This window comes from Burkholderiales bacterium, from assembly GCA_015075645.1.
In the GTDB taxonomy this organism is placed as follows: Bacteria; Pseudomonadota; Gammaproteobacteria; order Burkholderiales; family Casimicrobiaceae; genus VBCG01.
In genome coordinates, this window is record JABTUF010000001.1 from 457,446 (window position 1) to 481,184 (window position 23,739).

19 protein-coding genes and 1 CRISPR repeat array (1 of these 20 cut by a window edge) are annotated in these 23,739 nt (G+C 69.8%); of the genes, 9 read left to right on the forward strand and 10 right to left on the reverse strand.

The window, feature by feature from the left end; all coding sequences use genetic code 11:
* Nucleotides 1–3: 3 nt before the first annotated feature.
* Nucleotides 4–483, reverse strand: coding sequence for a glutathione peroxidase (locus HS109_02075; GenBank protein ID MBE7521152.1), 480 nt, complete (start codon nt 481–483; stop codon nt 4–6).
* Between the two features lie 150 nt (nt 484–633).
* On the opposite strand from HS109_02075, the gene HS109_02080 reads away from it, so the two are divergent.
* Nucleotides 634–1,503 (forward strand): pirin family protein, encoded by an 870-nt coding sequence (locus HS109_02080; protein ID MBE7521153.1) that lies wholly within the window; start codon nt 634–636, stop codon nt 1,501–1,503.
* Here HS109_02080 and HS109_02085 read toward each other — a convergent pair.
* Both HS109_02085 and HS109_02090 read right to left on the reverse strand, forming a co-directional pair.
* Nucleotides 1,481–1,909: an HIT family protein gene (locus HS109_02085; protein MBE7521154.1), complete on the reverse strand. Its 429-nt coding sequence runs from the start codon at nt 1,907–1,909 to the stop codon at nt 1,481–1,483. The genes HS109_02080 and HS109_02085 overlap by 23 nt on opposite strands.
* A complete protein-coding gene (locus HS109_02090) occupies nt 1,906–5,586 on the reverse strand; it encodes a hydantoinase B/oxoprolinase family protein (GenBank protein MBE7521155.1) in 3,681 nt (1,226 codons plus the stop codon). Before HS109_02090 ends, HS109_02085 begins: the two co-directional genes overlap by 4 nt.
* Nucleotides 5,587–5,797: 211 nt before the next feature.
* Between HS109_02090 and HS109_02095 the strand changes: the two genes are divergently transcribed.
* From HS109_02095 to HS109_02125, 7 genes are all read left to right on the forward strand, one after another.
* The gene (locus HS109_02095) at nt 5,798–6,475 is read left to right on the forward strand and encodes an aspartate/glutamate racemase family protein (GenBank protein MBE7521156.1); all 678 of its coding nucleotides are present in this window, start codon (nt 5,798–5,800) and stop codon (nt 6,473–6,475) included.
* A gap of 130 nt (nt 6,476–6,605) precedes the next feature.
* Entirely contained in the window at nt 6,606–7,583 is a 978-nt protein-coding gene (locus HS109_02100) for a TRAP transporter substrate-binding protein (protein MBE7521157.1), read from the forward strand.
* Between the two features lie 76 nt (nt 7,584–7,659).
* Nucleotides 7,660–8,169 (forward strand): TRAP transporter small permease, encoded by a 510-nt coding sequence (locus tag HS109_02105; GenBank protein ID MBE7521158.1) that lies wholly within the window; start codon nt 7,660–7,662, stop codon nt 8,167–8,169.
* On the forward strand, nt 8,162–9,466 hold the full coding sequence (locus HS109_02110) for a TRAP transporter large permease subunit (protein ID MBE7521159.1): 1,305 nt from the start codon (nt 8,162–8,164) through the stop codon (nt 9,464–9,466). The genes HS109_02105 and HS109_02110 overlap by 8 nt, the downstream gene beginning before the upstream one ends.
* A gap of 82 nt (nt 9,467–9,548) precedes the next feature.
* Complete coding sequence (locus HS109_02115) at nt 9,549–10,100, forward strand: methylated-DNA--[protein]-cysteine S-methyltransferase (GenBank protein ID MBE7521160.1); 552 nt, start codon at nt 9,549–9,551, stop codon at nt 10,098–10,100.
* A 2-nt stretch (nt 10,101–10,102) separates the two neighbouring features.
* Nucleotides 10,103–11,071: a site-specific tyrosine recombinase XerD gene (gene xerD / locus HS109_02120; GenBank protein ID MBE7521161.1), complete on the forward strand. Its 969-nt coding sequence runs from the start codon at nt 10,103–10,105 to the stop codon at nt 11,069–11,071.
* 104 nt (nt 11,072–11,175) lie between these two features.
* The gene (locus HS109_02125) at nt 11,176–12,084 is read left to right on the forward strand and encodes a methyltransferase domain-containing protein (GenBank protein ID MBE7521162.1); all 909 of its coding nucleotides are present in this window, start codon (nt 11,176–11,178) and stop codon (nt 12,082–12,084) included.
* 241 nt (nt 12,085–12,325) lie between these two features.
* Here the strand turns inward: HS109_02125 and HS109_02130 are convergent, their stop codons facing one another.
* The 6 genes from HS109_02130 to HS109_02155 all read right to left on the reverse strand — a co-directional run bounded on the left by HS109_02130 (nt 12,326) and on the right by HS109_02155 (nt 19,210).
* Complete coding sequence (locus HS109_02130) at nt 12,326–12,553, reverse strand: zinc ribbon domain-containing protein (GenBank protein ID MBE7521163.1); 228 nt, start codon at nt 12,551–12,553, stop codon at nt 12,326–12,328.
* Between the two features lie 46 nt (nt 12,554–12,599).
* Complete coding sequence (locus tag HS109_02135) at nt 12,600–13,115, reverse strand: transporter (GenBank protein ID MBE7521164.1); 516 nt, start codon at nt 13,113–13,115, stop codon at nt 12,600–12,602.
* A gap of 115 nt (nt 13,116–13,230) precedes the next feature.
* Nucleotides 13,231–14,487 carry an acetamidase/formamidase family protein gene (locus tag HS109_02140; GenBank protein MBE7521165.1) on the reverse strand — a complete coding sequence of 419 codons (1,257 nt, stop codon included), beginning with the start codon at nt 14,485–14,487 and terminating at the stop codon, nt 13,231–13,233.
* Nucleotides 14,488–14,692: 205 nt separating this feature from the next.
* On the reverse strand, nt 14,693–14,986 hold the full coding sequence (locus HS109_02145; protein MBE7521166.1) for a zinc ribbon domain-containing protein: 294 nt from the start codon (nt 14,984–14,986) through the stop codon (nt 14,693–14,695).
* A 187-nt stretch (nt 14,987–15,173) separates the two neighbouring features.
* Nucleotides 15,174–16,436 (reverse strand): EAL domain-containing response regulator, encoded by a 1,263-nt coding sequence (locus HS109_02150; GenBank protein MBE7521167.1) that lies wholly within the window; start codon nt 16,434–16,436, stop codon nt 15,174–15,176.
* On the reverse strand, nt 16,433–19,210 hold the full coding sequence (locus tag HS109_02155; GenBank protein MBE7521168.1) for a histidine kinase: 2,778 nt from the start codon (nt 19,208–19,210) through the stop codon (nt 16,433–16,435). Before HS109_02155 ends, HS109_02150 begins: the two co-directional genes overlap by 4 nt.
* A gap of 263 nt (nt 19,211–19,473) precedes the next feature.
* Between HS109_02155 and HS109_02160 the strand changes: the two genes are divergently transcribed.
* Nucleotides 19,474–20,625, forward strand: coding sequence for a helix-turn-helix transcriptional regulator (locus HS109_02160; protein MBE7521169.1), 1,152 nt, complete (start codon nt 19,474–19,476; stop codon nt 20,623–20,625).
* 62 nt (nt 20,626–20,687) lie between these two features.
* Here the strand turns inward: HS109_02160 and HS109_02165 are convergent, their stop codons facing one another.
* Nucleotides 20,688–20,849 carry a hypothetical protein gene (locus tag HS109_02165; protein ID MBE7521170.1) on the reverse strand — a complete coding sequence of 54 codons (162 nt, stop codon included), beginning with the start codon at nt 20,847–20,849 and terminating at the stop codon, nt 20,688–20,690.
* 204 nt (nt 20,850–21,053) lie between these two features.
* Nucleotides 21,054–23,739: a CRISPR direct-repeat array (repeat unit 33 nt; unit sequence GTTTCAATCCACGCGCGCCCCGTGAGAGGCGCG) (it continues 483 nt past the right edge of the window).

Below are 23,739 nucleotides of genomic sequence, written 5' to 3' on the forward strand. Positions count from 1 at the left end.
GCGTCACAGGAACTTTCTCACGTCGGCCTCGAGGTCCTTCGGCTCGGTCTGCGGCGCGTAGCGCTCGACCACCCGGCCGTCGCGGTCGACGAGGAACTTGGTGAAGTTCCACTTGATCGCCTCGGAACCCAGCACACCCTTCTTCTCGGCCTTGAGGTGCCGGTAGAGCGGCGAGGCGTTCGCCCCGTTCACGTCGATCTTCGCGAACATCGGGAAGGTCACGCCGTAGTTCTTCTCGCAGAACGCGGCGATCTGCTTCTCGGTCCCCGGCTCCTGCCCGCCGAACTGGTTGCACGGGAAGCCGAGGATCTCGAGGCCCTCGCCATGGAGCTTCCGGTAGAGTGCCTCGAGGCCCTGGTACTGCGGCGTGAAGCCGCATTCGCTGGCGGTGTTGACGACGAGCAGCACCTTGCCCTTGAAGCGGGACAGCTTGACCGGCTTGCCGGCGAGATCGTCGACGGTGATGTCGTAGAGGCTCTTCATGGCTGTCCCCGGGGGCGTGGAGCGGCAAGTGTAGCCTCGGAACCCGGAGCGCCGCCCTCGCCGCCCCTCCGACCGCGATGGCGCGGTAGAGTTCGCCTGTACGGGCGCTGCCGACGGACGGTCGCCCGCGCCCGACCGGCCGATCGATCGATGCCCGCCATCGTTCACCTCGTCAAACCCCGCGAGCGCGACCTGGGCTCGTTCCCGGTCCGCCGCCTGCTGCCCGCCGCTGCCGCGCGCTCGGTCGGCCCGTTCGTCTTCGTCGACCACATGGGCCCGCTCGCGCTTGCGCCCGGCGAAGGCGTCGACGTGCGCCCGCATCCGCACATCGGCCTCGCCACCGTGACCTGGCTGTGGGAAGGCGCGCTCGTGCACCGCGACAGCCTGGGCGTGGTCCAGACGATCGAGCCGGGCGCGGTCAACTGGATGACCGCCGGGCGCGGCATCGTCCACTCCGAGCGCAGCCCGCCGGACGACCGCGCGCGCGGGCCGAAGCTGCACGGCATGCAGACCTGGGTCGCGCTGCCGCGCGAGCACGAGGACGCCGAGCCTTCGTTCGCGCACGTCGCCGCGCAGGACCTGCCGGAGTTCGCGCGCGACGACGCGTCGATCATCGTGATCGCCGGGCACGCGTTCGGCGCGCGTGCGCCGACGCCGACGTTCGGCGACATGCTCAACGCGGGCGCGACGTTCGCGTCGGCCGGTTCGCTCGCGCTGCCCGCCGACCACGAGGAGCGCTCGGTCTACCCGGTCGACGCGAACCTCGCCATCGACGGCGAGCCGCTGCCGATGCACCACCTCGGCGTGATCGAGCCGGGACGGGCCGTGACGATCGAAGCTCGCGGCCCGGCGCGCGCGATGCTGATCGGCGGTGCCGCGCTCGACGGCGAGCGGTACCTGTGGTGGAACTTCGTGTCGAGTTCGCGCGAGCGCATCGAACGCGCGAAGGAGGACTGGCGGGAGGGACGTTTCGCGATGGTGCCCGGCGAGACGGAGTTCATTCCGCTGCCGGAGCGCTGAGCGCGGCGTGCACGCGGGACGAGATCTCGAGAAGCCGCTCGAACGGCGGCCGCTTCGCCGGCCATTCGAGCCCCACGCCGTCGCCCGGGTGCCGGGGCAGCACGTGCAGGTGGAAGTGCGGCACCGTCTGGAAACCCGCGGGCTCGTTCGCCTGCAGGATCGTCACGCCGGCCGCGCCGAACTCGCGGCGGACCGCCCGCGCGAGCCGCGCCGCGAGGCGGAACGCCGCGGCCGCCTCGTCGTCGTCGATGTCGCAGATCGTCGCGGCGTGGCGCGCGGTCGCGACGATCACATGCCCGTCGTTCACCTGGCCCGCGTCCATGAACGCGACGACGCGCGCATCGCGGTGGACGAACGCCGCGGGCAGCGTGCCCGCGATCAGCCGGCAGAACACGCAATCGCTCATGATCCCTCCCGTTTCGGCGGTCCGAATCCGCCGCCGCCCGGCGTGCGCACGACGAACACGTCGCCCGCGCCCATCTCGACCTGGAACGTCGCGCCGTAGTCCTCGCGCGAGCCGTCCGCGCGCTCGACCCAGTTCTCGCCCACCGCGCCGCTCGCGCCGCCGGCGACGCCGAACGGCGCGACACGCCGATGGTTCGCGAGCATCACCGCGGTCATCGGCTCGAGGAAGCGCAGCCTGCGCTCGCCGCCGTCGCCGCCGCGATGACGGCCCGCGCCGCCGCTCCCACGCCGGATCGCGTAGGAGTCGAGGCGCACCGGGAAGCGCCATTCGAGCACCTCGGGGTCGGTGAGCCGCGAGTTGGTCATGTGGGTCTGCACGACGCTGGTACCGTCGAAGTCGGGGCCGGCGCCCGATCCACCCGAGATCGTCTCGTAGTACTGGTAGGTCGCGTTGCCGAACGTCAGGTTGTTCATCGTGCCCTGCGACGCCGCGAGCACGCCGAGCGCGCCGTACAGGCAGTCGGTGACCGCCTGCGAGGTCTCGACGTTGCCGGCGACGACCGCCGCCGGATAGCGCGGGGCGAGCATCGAGCCTTCGGGAATCACGATGGTGAGCGGCTCGAGGCAGCCGGCGTTCATCGGGATCTCGTCGTCGACGAGCGTGCGGAACACGTAGAGCACCGCGGCCTTGCAGACCGCGGAGGGCGCGTTGAAGTTGTTCGGCCGCTGCGGCGAGGTGCCGGTGAAGTCGATCGTCGCCTCGCGCTTCTCCCGGTCGACGCGGATCGCGACGCGGATCACCGCGCCGTCGTCCATCTCGTAGGCGTAGCTGCCGTCCTTCAACGCGCCAAGTACGCGGCGCACCGACTCCTCGGCGTTGTCCTGCACGTGCTTCATGTAGGCGCGCACCACCGGCAGCGTGAAGTGCTTGACCATCCTGCCCAGCTCCTCCGCACCCTTGGCGCAGGCGGCGACCTGCGCGCGCAGGTCCGCGAGATTCTGGTCGGCGTTGCGCGCCGGGTAGCGGCCGGACGCGAGGAGCGCCCTCATCTCGTCCTCGAGGAAGCGGCCTTCGGCGACGAGCTGCACGTTGTCGAGCAGCACTCCCTCCTCCTCGACGTGCGTGCTGTCGGGCGGCATCGAGCCCGGCGTGATTCCGCCGATGTCGGCGTGGTGGCCACGCGACGCGACGTAGAAAGTAGGGTCAGACTCGACGTTCTTTCCATGGTCCGCAACTTCCGGCCGGTTCGGGACAATCGAGTCTGACCCTGCTTCCTCCGCGAGGAACACCGGCGCGATCACCGTGACGTCCGGCAGGTGCGTGCCGCCGTTGTAAGGCGCGTTCAGGACGTAGGCGTCGCCGCGCTTCATCGTGCCGGCACGGCGCGCGATGATCGTCTTCACGCTCTCGCCCATCGAGCCCAGGTGCACCGGCATGTGCGGCGCGTTCGCGATCAGGTTGCCATCGGCGTCGAACAGCGCGCAGGAGAAGTCGAGGCGCTCCTTGATGTTGACCGAGGTCGCCGTGTTCGCGAGCGTGACGCCCATCTGCTCGGCGATCGCCATGAACAGGTTGTTGAACACCTCGAGCAGCACCGGGTCCACGGTCGTGCCGATCGCGTGCGCGCGCTTCGCCGCCTCGACGCGCTCGAGCACGAGGTCGTCGCGCGCGGTGAGCGTCGCCCGCCATCCCGGCTCGACGATCGTCGTGGCGTTGGGTTCGCGGACGATCGCGGGGCCGGCGATCGCGTCGCCCGGACGCAGGTCCTCGCGCGCGTACACCGCGGCGTCCCGGTGCGCGCCCGCGGTGTAGACGCGCCGAGTCGCGATCGGCGCGAGCGCGCCTTCGCGCGGCGCGAACGACGCCGCATGGTCGCCCGCCGACACCGTCTTCCCGACCGCCTCGACCGCCGCCGCCTCGATAACCAGCGCCTTGCCCGGCATCAGGAAGCCGTACTGCCGCGCGTAGCGCTCCTCGAACTCCGCGACGACCCGGGTCAGGCGCCCGGCCGTCACCTCGATCGTCGTGTCGGTGCCTTCGACCTTGAGGTGCAGCGTCCGGTGGCAGGCAATTCGCGCTTGCGGAATGCCTTGCTTGGCCACGTCGGCGCGCGCGGCGCGCTCCAGCTCCGCGAAGGTCGCGTCCGCGGCGGCGAGCGCGGCGGCGTCGAGCGTCGCCTCGATCGCCTGTTGCCGCAGCGCGCGAACGTCGGCGAGTCCCATGCCGTAGGCCGAGAGCACGCCGGCGAACGGGTGGATGAACACGCGCGTCATGCCGAGCGCGTCGGCGACGAGGCAGGCGTGCTGGCCACCGGCCCCGCCGAAGCAGCACAGCGTGTAGCCGGTGACGTCGTACCCGCGCTCGACGCTGATGTGCTTGATCGCGTTCGCCATGTTCGCGACCGCGATCTTCAGGAACCCGTCGGCGATCTCCTCGGGCGAGCGCTCGTGACCGGTCGCGCGCTCCACGTCGGAGGCGAGCGACGCGAAGGTGCGCGCGACGATGTCCGAGTCGAGCGGCTCGTCGCCGCCCGGCCCGAACACCGCGGGGAAGAGCACGGGGTCGAGCTTGCCGACCATCACGTTGCAGTCTGTCACCGTGAGCGGCCCGCCGCGGCGGTACGACGCCGGTCCCGGATTCGCGCCGGCCGATTCGGGCCCGACGCGAAAGCGCGATCCGTCGAAACTGCAGATCGAACCGCCGCCCGCCGCGACCGTGTGGATGCGCATCATCGGCGCGCGCAGGCGGACGCCGGCGACTTCGGTGACGAACGCGCGCTCGTATTCGCCGGCGTAGTGCGTGACGTCGGTCGACGTGCCGCCCATGTCGAAGCCGATGATCCGGTCGAACCCGGCGAGGCGCGACACCTCGACCGCGCCGACGATGCCGCCGGCGGGACCCGACAGGATCGCGTCCTTGCCCTGGAAGAGCCGCGCGTCGGTCAACCCGCCCGACGACTGCATGAACTGCAGCCGCACGCGACCGGCGCCGCCGTCGAGGTCGCCCGCCACCTCGTCGACGTAGCGGCGCAGGATCGGCGACAGGTAGGCGTCGACGACCGTCGTGTCGCCGCGCGAGACGAGCTTCATCAACGGCGACACCTCGTGCGACACCGACACCTGCGAAAAGCCCAGCCGGCGTGCGATCGCCGCGACGGCGCTCTCGTGCTGCGGAAACCGGTAGCCGTGCATCAGCACGATCGCAACCGCGCGGATACCCGCCGCAAAGGCTTCGCGCAGCGACCGCTCGACGCCCGCCGCGTCGAGCGGCCGCACGAGTTCGCCCCGCGCACCGAGGCGCTCGTCGGCCTCGATCACGCGCTCGTAGAGGAGGCTCGGGAGCTCGATCTTCCGCACGAAGAGCTTCGGCCGGTGCTGGTAGGCGATGCGCAGCGCATCGGCGTAGCCCCTCGTGATCACGAGCGCCGTGCGCTCGCCCTTGCGTTCGAGCAGCGCGTTGGTGGCCACCGTCGTCCCCATCTTGACCGCCTCGACCGACTCGGCGGGGATCGGGTTGCCGGCGGCGAGTCCCAGGAGGTCGCGGATGCCCTGCACCGCCGCGTCGCGGTAGCGCTCAGGATTCTCCGACAAGAGCTTGTGCGTCGCGAGCGTGCCGTCGGGCCGGCGCGCGACGATGTCGGTGAACGTGCCGCCGCGGTCGATCCAGAATTGCCACATTCTGTTGGCAGTTGGCAGTTGACAGAGAAATGCGGGCGGGCGGCCGGCGGCGTCAGGATCGAACCAGACGCCACTTCCGAGTTCGTTCCGGGCATTATAGGAGGTGAAGCTGCGCCGATCGCATCTCAAACGCCCAAGCGGTGGGCCCCTTGGGCCGCTCCCGTCGCCGCCACGCCGGCATGCGGACTGACAACTGTCAACTGTCAACTGAATGCTGGGAATCCTGACCCTCGACACCGCCTTCCCCCGCATCCGCGGCGACGTGGGTTGCGCGCAGACCTTCGACTTCCCGGTGCGCTACGCGACGCCGAAGGGCGCGGATCCGGAACTCGTCGTGCACCGTCGCGACGACTCGATGCTGCCGGTGTTCGTCGCCGCGGCGCTCGAACTCGTGGACGCGGGCGCCTGCGGCATCGCGACGACCTGCGGTTTCCTCGCGCGCTGGCAGGACGACCTGACCGCCGCGCTGCCGGTCCCGGTGCTCACGTCCGCGCTGCTCCAGGCGGGGCTTGTCGCGCGCACGCTGCCGAAAGGGCGGCGCGTGGGCGTCGTCACCTACTCGGCCGGAGACCTCACGCCCGAGTTGTGCGCGATCGCCGGGCTGCCGGCGGCGACGCCGGTCGCGGGCGTCGACCCCAACGGCGTGTTCGCGCGCACGATCCGCCACGGCGCAGGCAAGCTCGACCGGGAGGCCATGGCACGCGACGTGGCTGAGGCTGCACGCGGGCTCGCGGGAGCGAACCGGGACCTGGGGGCGATCGTCCTCGAATGCGCGAACATGCCGCCGTACCGCCCCGAGGTCGAGGCGGCGACCGGACTTCCGGTCTACGACGCTGCGCAACTCGTCTCGTGGTTCCACGCGGGGCTCGCTGCGGCCCGGCCGCGTTGAGTGCTCTGCCAGGCGCGGCCGCTGATGCCGGGCCCGGGCCCGGCCGCGCTGGCGGACGCGAGTTGTGGTACAAATCCCGGCTTCGCGCCGCGGAGGGCCCGCGCGCCGAAGACCTCCGAGGAGAATCCCGATGCGCAGCCGAATCGTCGCCACCGCCGCCGGCCTCGCCGCCGCGCTGTGCGCGCTGTCCGTGTCCGCCCAGACGAAGTGGGACCTGCCGAGCGCCTATCCCGCGAGCAACTTCCACACCGAGAACCTGCAGCAGTTCGCGAACGACGTCGACAAGGCCTCCGGCGGCAAGCTCAAGATCCAGCTCCATCCCAACGCATCGCTGTTCAAGGCGCCCGAGATCAAGCGCGCCGTGCAGGGCAACCAGGCGCAGGCCGGCGAGATCCTGCTCGTCAACTACGAGAACGAGGATCCGCTCTACGGGCTCGACGGCATCCCGTTCCTCGCGACCTCCTACGCCGACGCGTTCAAGCTCTACAAGGCATCGAAGAAGGCGCTGAACGACAAGCTCGCGAAGCAGGGGATGATGCTGCTCTACACGGTGCCGTGGCCGCCGCAGGGCATCTACACCAATCGCACCCTCAACTCCGCCGCCGACATGAAGGGCCTCAAGTGGCGCGCCTACAGCCCGGCGACGGCGAAAATCGCCGAACTCGTCGGCGCGCAGCCGATGACCGTGCAGGCCGCCGAGGTGTCGCAGGCGCTCGCCACCGGCGTGATCGATTCGTACATGTCGTCGGGCTCGACCGGCTACGACAGCAAGACCTACGAGCACATCAAGAACTGGTACGACACGCAGGCCTGGCTCCCGAAGAACGCGATCATCGTCAACAGGAAGGCGTTCGACGCGCTCGACAAGGCGACGCAGGCGGCGGTGCTGAAGGCCGCCGCCGATGCCGAGACGCGCGGCTGGAAGCTCTCGCAGGACAAGAACACCTGGTACGTCGACCAGTTGAAGGCGAAGGGCATGAACATCGTCAAGCCCTCCGAGCAGCTCACCGCGGATCTCCGCAAGGTCGGCAACTTCATGCTCGCCGAGTGGCAGCGCAAGGCGGGCGAGGAAGGCCGGAAGGTGATCGACGCCTACCGCGCGATGTGATGCGCGAGGGGCGCCCGCGGCGGCACGGGCGCCCCGGCCGGCACGCCGGTCCGAACCCGCCCCGCGCGCCCCGATGATGCGCCGCACCCTCGACCGGCTCTACGACGGCGCCGCCTGGCTCGCGGCGCTGTTCATGATCGGAACGCTCGCGATGGTGCTCACCGCCATCGCCGGCCGCTGGTTGGGGTTCCTCCTGCCCGGCACCGACGCCTACGCCGGCTATTGCATGGCGGCCTCGGGCTTCCTCGCACTCGCGCACACGTTCCGGCGCAACGAGCACATCCGCGTCACGCTCGTGATCGACCGCCTGACCGGCGGAGCGCGCCGTGGACTGGAACTCTGGGCGCTGGGTGCCGGCACGGTGCTGGCCGGGCTGTTCGCCTGGTACTCGATCCGGCTCGCCTGGCAGTCGTGGGAGTTCAACGACATCTCCACCGCGAACGACGCGACGCCGCTGTGGATCCCGCAGATCGCCATGGCGCTCGGCACCGCGGTGCTGCTCGTCGCGCTGGTCGATGCGTTCGTCGCCGAGTGGCAGGGTCGCCGCGAGCACGCCGCCCCGGCGGAGGCGCTCCACAATGAGTGATCCGCTCGTCACGCTGCTCCTCGTGGTCGCGCTGTTCGCGCTGCTCGGCAGCGGCGTGTGGATCGGGCTCGCCCTCGCCGGCGTCGCGTGGGTCGGCATGGAACTCTTCAGCTCGCGGCCGGCGGGCGACGCGATGGCGGTCACCATCTGGGGCACCTCGTCGTCGTGGACGCTGACCGCGCTGCCGCTCTTCGTGTGGATGGGCGAGATCCTGTTCCGCACGCGGTTGTCGGAGGACATGTTCCGCGGGCTCGCGCCCTGGCTCGAGCGCGTCCCCGGCCGGCTGCTGCACACGAACATCATCGGCTGCACGATCTTCGCCGCGGTGTCCGGCAGTTCGGCAGCGACCTGCGCGACGATCGGCAAGATGACGCTGCCCGAACTCGAGTCCCGCGGCTATCCGGAAGGCATCACGATCGGCTCGCTCGCCGGAGCGGGAACGCTCGGGCTCCTGATCCCGCCGTCGATCATCATGATCGTCTACGGCGTCACCGCGAACGTGTCGATCGCGCAACTCTTCATCGCCGGCGTGTTCCCCGGCATCCTGCTCGCGGTCCTGTTTTCGGGCTACCTCGTCGTCTGGGCACTGGCTCATCCGGACCGGATTCCGGTCGCGCGCGAGACGACGACCTTCGCGCAGAAACTCCACGCGTCGCGCCACCTGATCCCGGTAGTCCTGCTGATCGCGCTGGTGCTGGGCTCGATCTACGCCGGCGTCGCGACCGCCACCGAGGCGGCCGCGTTCGGCGTCGTCGGCGCGCTCGCGGTCTCCGCCGCGCAGGGATCGCTGACGCGCGCGACGTTCGCCTCCAGCATCATGGGGGCGACGCGGCTCTATTGCATGATCGCGCTGATCCTCGCGGGGGCGTCGTTCCTCACGCTCGCGATGGGTTACATCGGACTGCCGCGTCACCTCGCCGAGTGGATCTCGACGCTCGGACTCTCGCCGTTCGCGCTCATCGTCGCGCTCGCGGCCTTCTACATCGTGCTGGGCTGCTTCCTCGACGGCATCTCGATGGTCGTCCTGACGATGGGCGTGATCCTGCCCACGGTCGAGGCCGCGAAGATCGACCTCGTCTGGTTCGGCATATTCGTCGTGCTGGTCGTCGAGATGGCGCAGATCACGCCGCCGGTCGGATTCAACCTGTTCGTGCTGCAGGGCATGACCGGCAAGCAGATCACCTGGATCGCCCGTGAGGCGCTGCCGAGCTTCCTGCTGGTGTGCGTCGGGGTGCTCGTCATCTGGCGCTTTCCCGCGCTCGTCACGTGGCTGCCGGCGCAGATGAAACTCGGCTGAGACCGCCCGCGGCCGGATTCCGGCGCGGCACTCGATGGCCGCACCCTCGACGCCGGGCGCCGATCGGCGCGACACTCGCGGCATGAACGCCGATTCCCGTCTCCGCGGCCAGGCGACGTGCGCAACGCCGTTCGCCACGCTGGCCATCGCGACCGACGGCCGCGCGGTGACGGGCGTGCGCTACCTGCCGCGCACCGTCGGACCGATCACTCCGACCGACGACGTCGCCGCGCTCGCGCTGCGTGAGGTCCGCCGCTACCTCGACGACCCGTCGTACCGGTTCACCGTCACCCTCGCCCCGGTGGGGACCGCGTTCCACCGGCGCGTGTGGCAGGCGATCGCGGCGATTCCCGCCGGCGCGGTGCGCACCTACGGCGCGATCGCCCATGACCTCGGCATCGACGCACGCGCGGTCGGACAGGCCTGCGGCGCGAATCCGATTCCGCTCTTCGTGCCCTGCCACCGCGTGGTCGGCGCCGGCGGTGCGCTCGGCGGGTTCATGGGCCATGCCGATCCCGGCGTGCGCGATCCTGAGCTCTTCGCGGCGGACGACCCCGGCGCGGGCGACACGTTCGTTCCCGCGGAGATCAAGCGCTGGCTGCTCGCGCACGAGGGCTACCGCTTCGGCGGGTGACGATGGCGCGAAGGAAGGATGTCGGGCTGAAGCCCGACCCACGGGAACGGAAAGGCGTCGGGCTGAAGCCCGACCCACGAGTTTCAGCGCGCATCGACGCGTTCTGCGACCAGTTGTGGCTGCGCGACGGCCTTGCGCAGGCCTCGCTCGCCGCGTACCGGCGCGACCTCCGCGACTTCGCGGCGTGGCTCGCCCGGCACCGGCAGCGCGCGCTCGAAGCCGCCGATCGCTCCGACATCGAGGCATGGCTCGCGAGCCAGTACCGGGCTCAGGCGCGCGCGTCGTCGATCGCGCGCCGCCTGTCCGCCGTGCGGCGTTTCTACCGGCTCGAGATGGAGCGCGGCGCGGTGCGCGAGGATCCGACCGTGCGCGTGCGCGCGCCGAAGAAGCCGCGCTCGCTGCCGAAGAGTCTGTCCGAGCCCCAGGTCGAAGCGCTGATCGCGGCGCCCGATCCGGACACCACGCTCGGCCTTCGCGACCGCGCGATGCTCGAGACGCTCTACGCGACCGGCCTGCGCGTCTCCGAACTCGTCGGACTGAAGCTCGGGCAGGTGTCGCTCGACGCCGGCGTGGTGCGCGTGCTCGGCAAGGGCAGCAAGGAGCGTCTCGTGCCGCTCGGCGACGAGGCGATCGCGTGGATTCGCCGCTACCTCGCCGAGGCGCGCCCGGGACTCGCCGCGGGCGCCAGGGTCGATCACCTGTTCCTCACCGCGCGGCGCGGTCCGCTGACGCGACAGGCGTTCTGGCAACTCGTCCGGCGCTACGGCGCGAAGGCCGGCATCGCGGCCGGGAAGCTCTCGCCGCACGTGCTGCGCCACGCGTTCGCGACGCATCTCCTCAACCACGGCGCCGACCTGCGCGTCGTGCAGTTGCTCCTCGGCCACGCCGACATCACGACGACGACGATCTACACGCACGTCGCCCGCGAGCGTCTGAAGCACTTGCACGCGCAGCACCACCCGCGCGGGTGACGCTCCGGCGACGCCGCCGTCGCTTCCGGGAGCGGCGGCACGACGCGCCCCCCTTCGCCCGCTGCGGAACAAGTCGGGGACGCGGCCCGTAGAATGCGCGTTCCATGCCCGCGACACCGCCCTCCCGCTCGCTCGCATCGCGCCTGTGGCGCCGGGTCCGCCCGGGGCCGCGACATGCGCTCGGCGCCACGGTGAGCGGCGATGCCGATCCCGCAACGCTCGACGGCGCCGAACCGTTCGCGTTCCGTTGCAACGTCTGCGGAGGACCGGCCCGCGCGACGCTCGCCTCGCTCGACCGCGAGATGCCGTCGTGTCCGCACTGCGGATCGAACGTGCGCTTCCGCGCGATCGCCGACCTCGTCGTACGCGAACTCACCGGCTCGCGCGCGGCGTTGCCCGATCTCGCCCGCCGCCGCGACGTCGTCGGCATCGGACTCTCCGACGCGGCGTGCTACGCCGGGCCGCTCGCGCGCGTCTTCGACTACCGGAACACGTTCTTCCACACGTCGCCGCGCCTCGACATCACCGCGATCGACGCCGGACTCGCGGGCCGCCACGACTTCGTGATCGCGAGCGACGTGTTCGAACACGTCGCCCCGCCGGTCGGCCGCGCGTTCGACAACGCGCTCGCGCTGCTCAAACCCGGCGGCACGTTCGTGATGACCGTCCCGTTCACGCTGGAGCCCGCGACGCGCGAGCACTTCCCCGACCTCCACGACTGGTCGCTCGACGAGCGCGAAGGCCGCTGGCGGCTCGTCAACCGCACCGCCGACAGGCGCATCGAGGTGTACGAGGACCTCGTCTTCCACGGCGGCCCGGGCACGACGCTCGAAATGCGCGTCTTCGCGCGCGATGCGCTCTTGCGCGAGTTCACCCGCGCGGGCTTCGCGAGCGTGCGCGTCGCCGACGAGCCGTGCCTGCCGTTCGGCATCCACTGGCCGCATCGCTGGTCGCTGCCGATCGTCGCGAAGGCGCCCTCCGGAAATGCAGGGGAAGCACTGTCCAATGTTTGAATCCGCGCGCGCCCCGTGAGAGGCGCGCGACCTCCGCCGGGATGCAGCATCGTGGACGCCAAGGGCGTTTCAATCGTAAGCGTCCGGTGCCGGCCCCCGAACGCGAGAACCACGATGCCGGTGACATGCTACGACGCACGAATCGACCGCTTCGGCGCCCCCTCGTTCCTGCGTTTGCGTTGGGCCTGGCAGCACGCCGACGACCCCGGTGAGGTCGGCCACCGGGATTGCCGTCGCCGGGTCAGTGCGCGCAGCCGTGTCCGCAGACGTGGCGGGAGCCGAAGATTCCGCCGTGCGCAGGCGCCGCCCCTGGACTTGGCGCCTCAGCGCCCGCCAGGAACGGCGCCGCGATCACCCTCTGCGACGACGCGCCGCAGGTCGGACAGGCTCGTGCTACGGCGGATTCGCGCATCGGCGCGAATTCGCGAAACCCACCGCAGCTCGCGCAGCGGTAATCGTACAGCGGCATGGAACCTTCCTTGCGTTTGCGGGATCGATCCGGCGCGCCGCCAATGTTACTTGATCGTGCCGCTGAGCAGCAGAAACCCCGGGAGCCATCCGGTCAGGATGCCCTGGAGAACGGTGACCGTCCCGGTGACCTTGGCGATCGGCTTTTTCATCACCAGCAGCAGGAAGAACATGAACCACAGGATACCCCACGCACCCCACGACAGGCCGAACCAGACGCCCCACGGCGACTGCGCGCCTTGCAGCGTCTCGATCGTCACCGGGATCGCGGTGATCGCGACGAAGAGGCAGAACCAGCCGAGACCGCGGCCGTCCGCGCCGTTGTAGCGATTGATCGCCACCCACAGGTACGTGAACGTGAACAGGAGCGTGAGCGCCGCACCCTTGATCGCGCCGAGGTCGGCGCCCGGTCCGAATGCGAGGTACAGCGCGACCAGCAAGGTGATCCCGCCGACGAAGACGTCGATCACGGCGATCTCGTTGTCGCCGATCTGGCCGAGCAACCACAGGCCGTTCAAGCACAAGACGGCGCCGACGTAGAACAATGTGAGGCCCAACAGCATGATGCGTCCTCCCCGGTAAGCCAGCAAGAACACCCCCGGGCCGTCCCGGCGGCCGGCGATGCGCCGGGACGGCCGTGCCTTTGCGCCTTCGATCGGCGCGAACCGAGTCGCGACGTCAGTTCGCCGACCTCGGCACCGGGATTCCCTGCTTCACCTGATGCGGCCTGCCGGCCTTCGACGGACGCACGTCGAAGTCGAAGATCGCCGTCGGGATGTAGATCGTCGAGCAGGCGTTGGGAATGTCGACCACGCCGGACAACCGCCCCTCGACCGGCGCCGTGCCCAGGATCATGTACGCCTGGATGTCCGAGTAGCCGAATTTCATCAGGTAGTCGATGGCATGATGGCAGGCGTTGGCGTAGGCGAGCCCCGAATCGAGGTAGTGCTGCTTGCCGTTCTTGTCGACCGACACTCCGGAGAAGGCGATCCAGTCGGAGTACTGCGGATCGCGCCGCCCCGGCATGAAGATGGCGTTTTCGCCCACACCGTAGGTCGCCATGCCACCCTTGATCAGGTCGACGTGCAGGTCCATGAACCCGCCCATCTCGATCGCGCCGCAGAACGTGATCTCGCCGTCGCCCTGCGAGAAGTGCAGGTCGCCGAAGGACAGCTTCGCGCCCGGGACGAACACGGGATAGAAGACCCGGGTACCCGCGGTCAGGTTCTTGATGTCCTGGTTGCCGCCGTTCTCGCGCGGCGGCGCCGTCCGGGCGGCCTCCCGGGCTACGCGCTCGAAGTCGCCGCCCTTCAGCGTTCCCAGAATGGCGCTGTCGGGCAGCGGCGGAAGCGCGAGCGGCGGGACGCGATTCGGATTGGTGGCGATCAGGTCCGTCTCGCGCTTGGTCCACTTCGCGAGCAGCGCCGCCGACGGCGCGGTGCCCATGAGACCGGGATGGTGGATGCCCACGTACGAGCACTCGGGGACGTGCCGCGAGGTCGCGACGTCACCGGTGAAATCCCAGATCACCTTGTAGGCGTCGGGGAAACGCTCGGTGAGGAAGCCGCCGCCGTTCTTGGTGGCGAAGACGCCGCTGTAGCCCCAGCCCATGCCCGCGAACGGACCGGAATCCTCCTGGTTGCACGCGTCGATCTCGAGGATGTCGACGATCAGAAGGTCGCCCGGCTCCGCGCCCTCGACATGGAAGGGCCCGGACAGGACGTGCACGCCCGCCAGGGGAGCATGCCGGATGTCCTCGGCCGAGTTGTCGTTCTTGATGGCGCCATCGAACCACTCGCGGCAATCCGCGCGGAAGACTTCGCCCGGCTTGATCGTCACGTTCGCGGGAATGTCCGGATGCCACCTGTTGTGCCCGACGTGCTTTTGATCCGTGAACTTCTTCGTGTTGTCCAGCGGGAACAGATTCTTGGGCATATCACACCTCGTCAGTCGTTGGTTTGCTCGAGCCATCACCGGAAGATGGGAGTGCTCATGGAGTCCCTTCGCTAAGCTCTCCTTTCGTGATCGAGTCGATGGACGTGCATGCTCCGGCCCGCGATCGGAGGGACGCGGCCGGTCCCGATCCCGGGAGCCGGTCCGACAGCCACCGACAGGGCGGACGCCTTGTGCATCGGCCTGGCTACGGCCTGGGAAGCCGCGCGAGCGTCGGCGTCAGCGGAAGCACGGGCGTGCGCCTTTTCTTCCCGGCCGACGGGATCGCGGTGACGACCTCCGGCTCGTGGGCGCTGCGCTCGGATCGCTCGATCGCCGCGTACAACCCGACACGAGAGCCGCTCTTGATCCTCGGCGCGGAGATCACGCGGCGCGCGGCACCGCCGCAGATCGGACACCCGGCCGACTCGGGCGCCGTGCCGAGCGGCCACATCGCGTCGAACAGACCGTCTGTTTCACACCGATACTCGTAGATGGGCACTGGATTCTCCGCAAGGCTGGATCGGAGCGGGCGGCGGAGGGCGAGGCGCCGCCGATCCGGAGCGCCCATCGTACGTTTGTGTTCGGTTTGCCGAGTCACCTGCGGGGGCGAGCGGCGCTCACCCGCGCGGGCCAGGCGGTCCTCACCCATGCGGGTGAGTTGCGGCCTCGCGCGCCGCCGGCGCGCGTCAGTGAGTGGCGCTCGCCTTGGCGCTCAGCAGCGCCGCCACGTCGGCGAGCGCGACGGACCGCGCGAGCAGGTCACCCTGACCGACGTCGCATCCTTCCCACTTGAAGAACTGCAGGTCCGACTCGGAGGCGATGCCGCTGGCGACCACGCCGGCGCCCAGCGTGTGCGCGAGCGCGATGATCGACCGCGCCACGGCCGAGCGCTCGGCGTCGGCCGCGACGTTGCGCACGAACGAGCTGTGAATCTTGACTCGGTCGGGCCGCAGCCGGCGCAGCACCGGCAGCGAGACCATCCCGGACCCGAAGTCCACGACCGTGACCGTGACCTCCCTCGCCTGCAGGAACGCGAGGCCCTCGCGCGTTCCGGCGTGCTCGTGCAGCAGCGCCGACTCCGGCACCTCGAGGTCGATCGCGCCTGCGAACGGCGCCGACTCGCCGAGGCAGCGGTCGATGACCGACAGCACTTCGCAGTCCCAGACGCTCGCGGTGAGCATCGGCAGCGAGATCCGCAGCGAAGGATGCAGCGCCCGCCACGATCGCGCCCAGGCTCCGGCCTGACGCAGCAGCCACTCGTCGAAGCGCAGGCGAAGTTCCGGGTCCCGCACCGCGCTTGCGATCTGCGACAGGCCGAGAATGCCTTCACCCGACTTCCAGGTCGGCAGCATCTCGATGCCGACGATCGCGTTCGACGCGAGCGCCACTTCCGGTTGCGCGAGCAGGTGCAGTTCGCCTTGCTCGATCGCGCGCGCGAAGCCGGCCGCGAGCGCGTCCTGGCGCAGGTCGCGTTCCGCGCTCGCGGCGGCGGCGGGGCGCGGGCGGCGCAACGCGCCGATGTTGCGGAAGGCGCGCAGCGCCGAGATGACGATCGAGTGCAGCTTCTGCGCGGTGATCTCGGTTTTCAGGAAGTAGCCGTTGACCTCGAAGCGGAGCACGACGTCGCGCTCGGGCGCCATTCCCGGCTGTCCGGTGCGAACCACGATCTGCAGGTCGGCGTTGTGCAGTTCGTCGCGAATGAAGCGCACGAGGGCAAGGCCCGCGTCGTCGGACTCCATGACCACGTCGAGCAGGACCAGCGCGGTCTGCGGGTGCGCGCGCAGGAAGTTCTTCGCCTCGGCCGCCGACGAGGCGCTGTACAGCTCGATCGGCCGCCCGGCGTAGTGCGCGTTGGACAGCACCAGGCGGGTGACCTCGTGCACTTCGGGCTCGTCGTCGACCAGCAGGACGACCCAGGACTCGCGCGCGGGCTTCGGCTGCTCGATCATGGCGTGTCCTTCCTCGGCGGCGCGCGCATCACGTGCACCGCTTCCGGACCGGGGCGGGCGAGGCGCGGGAGGCGGATCACGAACGCCACGCCGCGCCCGCCGGCGCGTTCCTCGACCCGGATCGATCCGCCGAGCTTGCGGGTCACGATGTTGTAGACGAGGTACAGTCCGAGGCCGCTGCCGCCGGCGCCGCGCCGGGTGGTGAAGAACGGGTCGAAGACCAGCGTGCGGTGGGCAGCGGGAATGCCACGGCCGTCGTCCTCGTAGCGGATCGTGACCTCGTGCTCACCGCTCGCCTCGACCGCGATGGCGATCGAGCCGCCGGCCGCGGCCTCGAAGGCGTGCTGCAGCGAGTTGACGACGAGATTCGTGAGCACCTGCGCGAGCGGTCCGGGATAGCTGTCCATGACAAGACCGTCGGGGCCGTCGACGTGAACGGTGACGCGCGCCGGCTTGAGCTTCGGCCGCAGGTTCTGGAGCGTTTCACCGATGTAGGCGCGCAGGTCGAAGCGGCGGCGCTCGTCGCTGATCTGGTCGACCGCGACCTGCTTGAAGCTCTGCACGAGCTGCGCCGCGCGGTTCGCGTTGGACAGCAGGAGCCGCGCCGACTGCGAAGCGTCGTTCAGGTAATGGTCGAGCTCGGCGGCGGTCAAGGTCCCCGCGGCCACGTTCCTCTTCACGTCCTCCGTGCGATCGTGCAGGTACGACGCCGTGCTGACCGCGATGCCCACCGGCGTGTTGATCTCGTGCGCGACGCCGGCGACCAGGCCGCCGAGAGAGGCCATCTTCTCCGACTCGACGAGATCGCGGCGCGTGATCTCGAGGTGCTGCAGCGACTGCAACAGCTCCGCCGCCGTCAGCTCCGCCCGCTCGTGCGACAGCACGATCCACCACGTTCCCACTGCGACCACGAGCATCGTCGCCGCGTACAGCCGCACCAGGATGTCGATGACGCCGGCGGACAGCGCCGGGTCGACCTGCATGAGCCGATAGGCGAGCACGAACACGGCGCCGGTGACCGCCGCGCTCAGGCTGAACAGGCCTAGGAAGCGGCCGATCCGCCGTCCCAGATGCGGCTTGAAGGTGGCGACCTCCTCGACGCGCCGCGTGCGCGCGGCGAGCGAGCGCTCGTCCTGCTTGCAGAAGTCGTTGCAGTGGTTCTCGAGGCCGCAGCACAGCGAGCAGATCGCACCGCGGTAGAACGGGCAGTACGCCATGTCGCGCGGCTCGTACTCGCGCTCGCAGATCGAGCAGCGCGCCGGGGCGTCGCTCGCCCGGTTGCAGAAGTGCAGGTCGGGACGAGCGATGTAGTACTTCCCGCGCGTGGCGTAGGCGATCGCGATGGCGCTCGCGAAGGACGTGGCCAGCGCGATGAAGACGAAGAACGCCCGGGCGAACTCGCCGAAGGCGCCGACGTAGGCGCCGATCGACACCACGGTCGCGATCAGCATCGCGCCGCAGCCGACCGGATTGACGTTGTACAGGTGCGCGCGCTTGAACTCGACGTAGGAGGGGCTGACGCCCAGCGGCTTGAGCACGACGAGGTCGGCCACCAGCGCGCCGATCCACGCGATCGCGACACTCGAGTAGACCGACAGGACCGCCTCCAGGGTGGCGAAGATTCCCATCAGCGTCAACAGCAGCGCCACCATGACGTTGAACACGAGCCAGACGACGCGTCCCGGGTGATAGTGCGCGAACCGGGCGAAGAAGTTCGACCAGGCAAGGGATCCGCCGTAGGCGTTGGTGACGTTGATCTTGACCTGCGACAGGACGACGAACACCGCCGCGACCGCCAGCACCAGGTGCGGGTCGTCGAACACGTACTCGTACGCCTTCACGTACATGTGCATCGGCTGCACCGCCTCGCCCGGCGTGCCGCCGGCGCGGATGGCGATGAACGCGAGCAGGCTGCCGGCGGCGATCTTCAGGCCGCCGAGGAGGATCCACCCCGGCCCGGCGCTCAAAAGCGCGATCCACCACGCGCGCCGGTTGGCCGCGGTGCGTTCCGGAAGGAAGCGCAGGTAGTCGGCCTGCTCGCCGATCTGGATGACGAGCGAGAACAGCACCCCGGTGGCGGCGCCGAACAGCAGCACGTTGAACCCGCCCTGCGACTGGCCGTGGCCGTGATACGACGACCAGGCCGCGAGCACCCCCGGATCGCGGTACAGGATGAACACGAAGGGCAGGATCAGCAGCACCAGCCACAACGGCTGCGTCCACAGCTGCAGCCGGTTGATCAACGTGACGCCGAAGAAGGCGAGAGGAATGATCACCAGAGACGAGACGAGGTAGCCGACGACGATGTTGAGCCCGAGCGCGAGCTCGAGCGCCTGCGCCATGATCGCCGCTTCGAGGGCGAAGAAGATGAACGTGAACGAGGCGTAGATCAGCGACGGGATCGTCGAGCCGATGAACCCGAAGCCGGAGCCCCGCGTGAGCAGGTCGATGTCGACGTTCGCGGTCGCCGCGTAGTAGGCGATCGGCACGCTGATCAGCAGGATCAGCAGCGACACGAGAACGATGGCCGGGAACGCGTTCTGGAAGCCGTAGCTGATCGTGATGCTGCCGCCGATCGCCTCGAGCGCGAGGAACGAGATGCCGCCGATCGCGGTGTTGGCGACGATGAACGGCGACCAGCGCCGGTACGAGCGCGCCGCGTAGCGCAGCGCGTAGTCTTCGAGCGTCTCGTTCGCGACCCACGACTGGTACTGCCGCTTGACGCGGATGATGGGCGCTTCCGAGACGACGTCGGAGGCGAGGCGGGTTTGCATTCCGATCCCGGGGACGATTGCGTTGCCGGGAAAGTATGTTGCCGAACGCCGTGTCAGCACAACCGCGGGTGGCCGGTGCGAAGCCTGTTAGCCCCTCCCGCGGCGAATCGCGGTTATCCTCCCCCGTTGACATGGGCGGCGGACCCGCCGAGAGTGTCGCCCAGGCCGGGGTCGGGCCTACGGCCGCAGAGCAGGAACCGGCAGGCCGCGGGGCAGTCCGCGGCGCCGCGCTCGCCGCGGCACACCTTCACGGGTTTCGGAGCATGACGGCTACGTCGGAAAACGACGATCGCGACCGCACGCTGGCAGACATCGTCTACGGCATTCACGCGGCCGGTGACGAGGAGGGCGACTGGCAGCGCGTGCTCGACATGCTGCGCGGCTGGCTGGACGCCCGCGTGACCGCACTTTGCCGCCATCACTTCATCCGTGGCGAGGGCGACACGCTCTACGACGCGCCGCAGGACCCCGCGCTGCGCGCCGCCTTGGCCGGGTACGCACCGCGCAACCCCTGGTTCCTGTCGAGCATCGACTACGCCGCGGGTCGGGTGATGACCGGCGAGGAGCTGATCGGTGCGCACGACCTCGTGCGCACGGACTTCTACCGCGGGCTGCTCAAGCCGCGCGGACTCCTCCACCGCTTGTGCGGGGTCGTGGCCCGGCGCGGGGACCTCGTCTATTTCGTCGACGCGCTGCGCGCAGAGGGCGAGGAGCCGTTCGGGGACCGCGAACGCGCCGACCTCGGATGCACGCTGCCGCACTTCAGCCTCGCGCTCGACAATCGCTGGCGATACCAGCAGGCAGGCGACCTCGCGCGCGCGCTGATGCGCATCGTCGACCAGGATGCGCACCCGACGCTGCTGCTGACCCGCGAGGGCCGCGTGGTCTACCACAACCGGCGCGCGGGCGAGCTCACCGCCGAGGCGGACGGCCTTCACGTGTCCGGCGACAGGCTGGTCGCCACCACCGCGACCGACAACCGGTCGCTGCGCGAGGCGATGCTCGAGCTGTCCCGCGATGCGGCGCTCGACGCGGGGGCCGCGGCCCGCGTCCTGACGATCTCGGTGCCTGCGGGCGGCCACCCCTCGATCCTGATCGCGCGCTCGGCCGGCCGCGGGTTCTTGAGCGATGCCGGCGAGCTGTGCGACCTCGTCATGGTCATGACGCGCAACGCCCATTCGGAGCACGATCCGCGCAGCTGCCCGTTCGCCCGCCAGTTCGAGCTCACGCCCGCGCAGGCGCGCGTCAATGCCCTGGTGTTCTCCGGACACGGCCTGTCGAGTGTGGCGCGCTCGCTCAAGGTGTCCGAGAACACCGTGCGCACGCATCTCAAGCAGATCTACCAGAAGACCAACACCCACGGCCAGATGGAGCTCGTGCACCTGCACGCGCGCGTGTGCGTCGACCGGCGCTAGGCTACGCTCCCGCCCTCACCCGTCCGGGTGACGACGCCTCATCCATCCGGGTGAGATCGCGCCTACGTGCAGCGCGTGCGCGCGAGCCGCGCGAGGCCCACGCCGGCCGCGATGTCCTTGCTGCCGTGTCGCCCGCGGCGTGGGCCACGGTTGGCGGCGGCGCGCGCAACCGGCAGGCGCTGGCTCAAGGCAACCAGCAGGATGCGCCGCACCGGCGTCGTCACGGCGCGCGAGTGTGGTCGCGCAGGCAGCGCAGCGTCCGCTGCGGCGTGAACGACGCCACCGTGCAGCCGGGCGCCAGGATGAAGCGGCGGCGGCCGGCCTGCGCGAGCGCGTCGTCGATCTCGGCGCGCAGCTCCGGCAGCGGCCGCTCCTGAATGCGAGGCGCGCGACCTGCAATGCGAGCGGACGCCGGTCTACCTGCAACGGTTTCAATCCACGCGCGCCCCGTGAGAGGCGCGCGACTCCAAGTCGAGCGCGTCTCGTGTGCGAAGTTTCAATCCACGCGCGCCCCGTGAGAGGCGCGCGACTCTGCCAGGTCGAGCTTGCGCGTGCGGTGCGCGTTGTTTCAATCCACGCGCGCCCCGTGAGAGGCGCGCGACTTTGCTCCTTATGGTGATGCGACATTCGATCGTAGTTTCAATCCACGCGCGCGCGCAGAGGCGCGCGACCATCGTTTCCATCACGTCGGCCCCGTACGCTTGATGTTTCAATCCACGCGCGCCCCGTGAGAGGCGCGCGACAAGGTCGAGGTGGACGGGGTGGTGTTCGATTCGACGTTTCAATCCACGCGCGCCCCGTGAGAGGCGCGCGACCATCACGTCGTCGAGCGCCTTCACTACTGGCGCATGTTTCAATCCACGCGCGCCCCGTGAGAGGCGCGCGACCCGCGTGCGGCCCGCGCCCCGACGGCTGGCCGAAGTTTCAATCCACGCGCGCCCCGTGAGAGGCGCGCGACGTTGGATCACCTTGGATCATCTGCGCGGGTTTGCCGTTTCAATCCACGCGCGCCCCGTGAGAGGCGCGCGACCCTGTCGCGGATGATCGCATTGATCGGTCGGGCAATGTTTCAATCCACGCGCGCCCCGTGAGAGGCGCGCGACTGACGCGTCGGATGCAAACTGCGTGCTTCGTCGATGTTTCAATCCACGCGCCCCGTGAGAGGCGCGCGACCCCGACACCAACACCCCGCCTCGTCATTGCAGCGGCGGTTTCAATCCACGCCGCGCCGAGAGGCGCGCGACAGGATCGACCGCGGCACCTCCCGCGCCTCGTTGATGTTTCAATCCACGCGCGCCCCGTGAGAGGCGCGCGACCGGCGATCGAGGCGGTGATCGGCTCGTTGTTGACGTTTCAATCCACGCGCGCCCCGTGAGAGGCGCGCGACAAGGACGTCGACCGGTGGACGGGGTGTGTTCGTTCGACGTTTCAATCCACGCGCGCCCGTGAGGCGCGCGCGACGACCACGATGCAAACGTTGATTGCATGTACGGAGTGTTTCAATCCACGCGCGCCCCCGTGCTGGGCGCGCGACGCAGGATGCGGCGGTTGTCACGACGACGACGGCGGCGTTTCAATCCACGCGCGCCCCGTGAGAGGCGCGCGACGACGATCCGCAATACGGACGCATTACGGACGCGCGTTTCAATCCACGCGCGCCCCGTGAGAGGCGCGCGACGTCCGGTAGCCGTCTCGACGCCACGCTTATCCCTTGTTTCAATCCACGCGCGCCCCGTGAGAGGCGCGCGACCTCGAGGGGTTCGTGCTGCGCTACGGAGACGGGACGTTTCAATCCACGCGCGCCCCGTGAGAGGCGCGCGACCCGCCGCGATGAGGACGGTGACCGACGTCCTGGCGTTTCAATCCACGCGCGCCCCGTGAGAGGCGCGCGACCCTTGCGCCCCCGGATGCGCGCGGAGACCTCCGGGTTTCAATCCACGCGCGCCCCGTGAGAGGCGCGCGACCGGCGATCGAGGCGGTGATCGGCTCGTTGTTGACGTTTCAATCCACGCGCGCCCCGTGAGAGGCGCGCGACAAGGTCGAGGTGGACGGGGTGGTGTTCGATTCGACGTTTCAATCCACGCGCGCCCCGTGAGAGGCGCGCGACCGCAACAATCGCAAGATCGATGGTGCGCCGGCGCACGCGGTTTCAATCCACGCGCGCCCCGTGAGAGGCGCGCGACGCTTCGATGCGACTTCATCCGCGCACGCGTCGTGTTTCAATCCACGCGCGCCCCGTGGGCGCGCCGGCCTGCCGCGATCGACTGCGGGCCGTACATCGACTCGTTTCAATCCACGCGCGCCCCGAGAGGCGCGCGACGGCGCGTGATCGGTCAGTCAATCGCCTGACGTCGTTTCAATCCACGCGCGCCCCGTGAGAGAGGCGACCGCGCGCCGGACGGCCCGTTGAGTGGGTCGCGCGTTTCAATCCACGCGCGCCCCGTGAGAGGCGCGCGACCGCCATGATTAACCCGTTGATCGACGCCATCCGCCGCGTTTCAATCCACGCGCGCCGTGAGAGGCGCGCGACGCGACTCGGCGGCCGCCGCCGCGCCGATCGGGTTTCAATCCACGCGCGCGCCGTGAAGCGCGCGCGCGACAAGGCTTCAAAACTCGCGTGAAGCCGGCCGGCCGATCCTCGGTTTCAATCCGCGCGCCACGTGAGAGGCGCGCGACCCTTGGCGTGAAGCACCCGCACGCCCGGTTTCAATTTCAATCCACGCGCCCCGTGAGAGGCGCGCGACGGTGATCCGCGGTCAGGAGACGCCGGTTATTTTCAATCCACGCGCGCCCCGTGAGAGGCGCGCGACCTCTCATGCGCGCGTTCGCTCGCATCGACATCCGTTTCAATCCACGCGCGCCGTTAGATCCACGCGCGCGCCCGTGAGAGGCGCGCGACAACGCGCGATCCGCGGACCTTCCGAAGATCAAGTTTCAATCCACGCGCCCGCTGGAGGGCGCGCGACGCGTGGGCGAGGTGAAATTGGCCGTGTCGAGCAGGTTTCAATCCACGCGCGCCCCGTGAGAGGCGCGCGACCAGGTCCGTGCGCTCGAGCGCGCCCTCGATGCGTGAGTTTCAATCCACGCGCGCCCCGTGAGAGGCGCGCGCCGCGA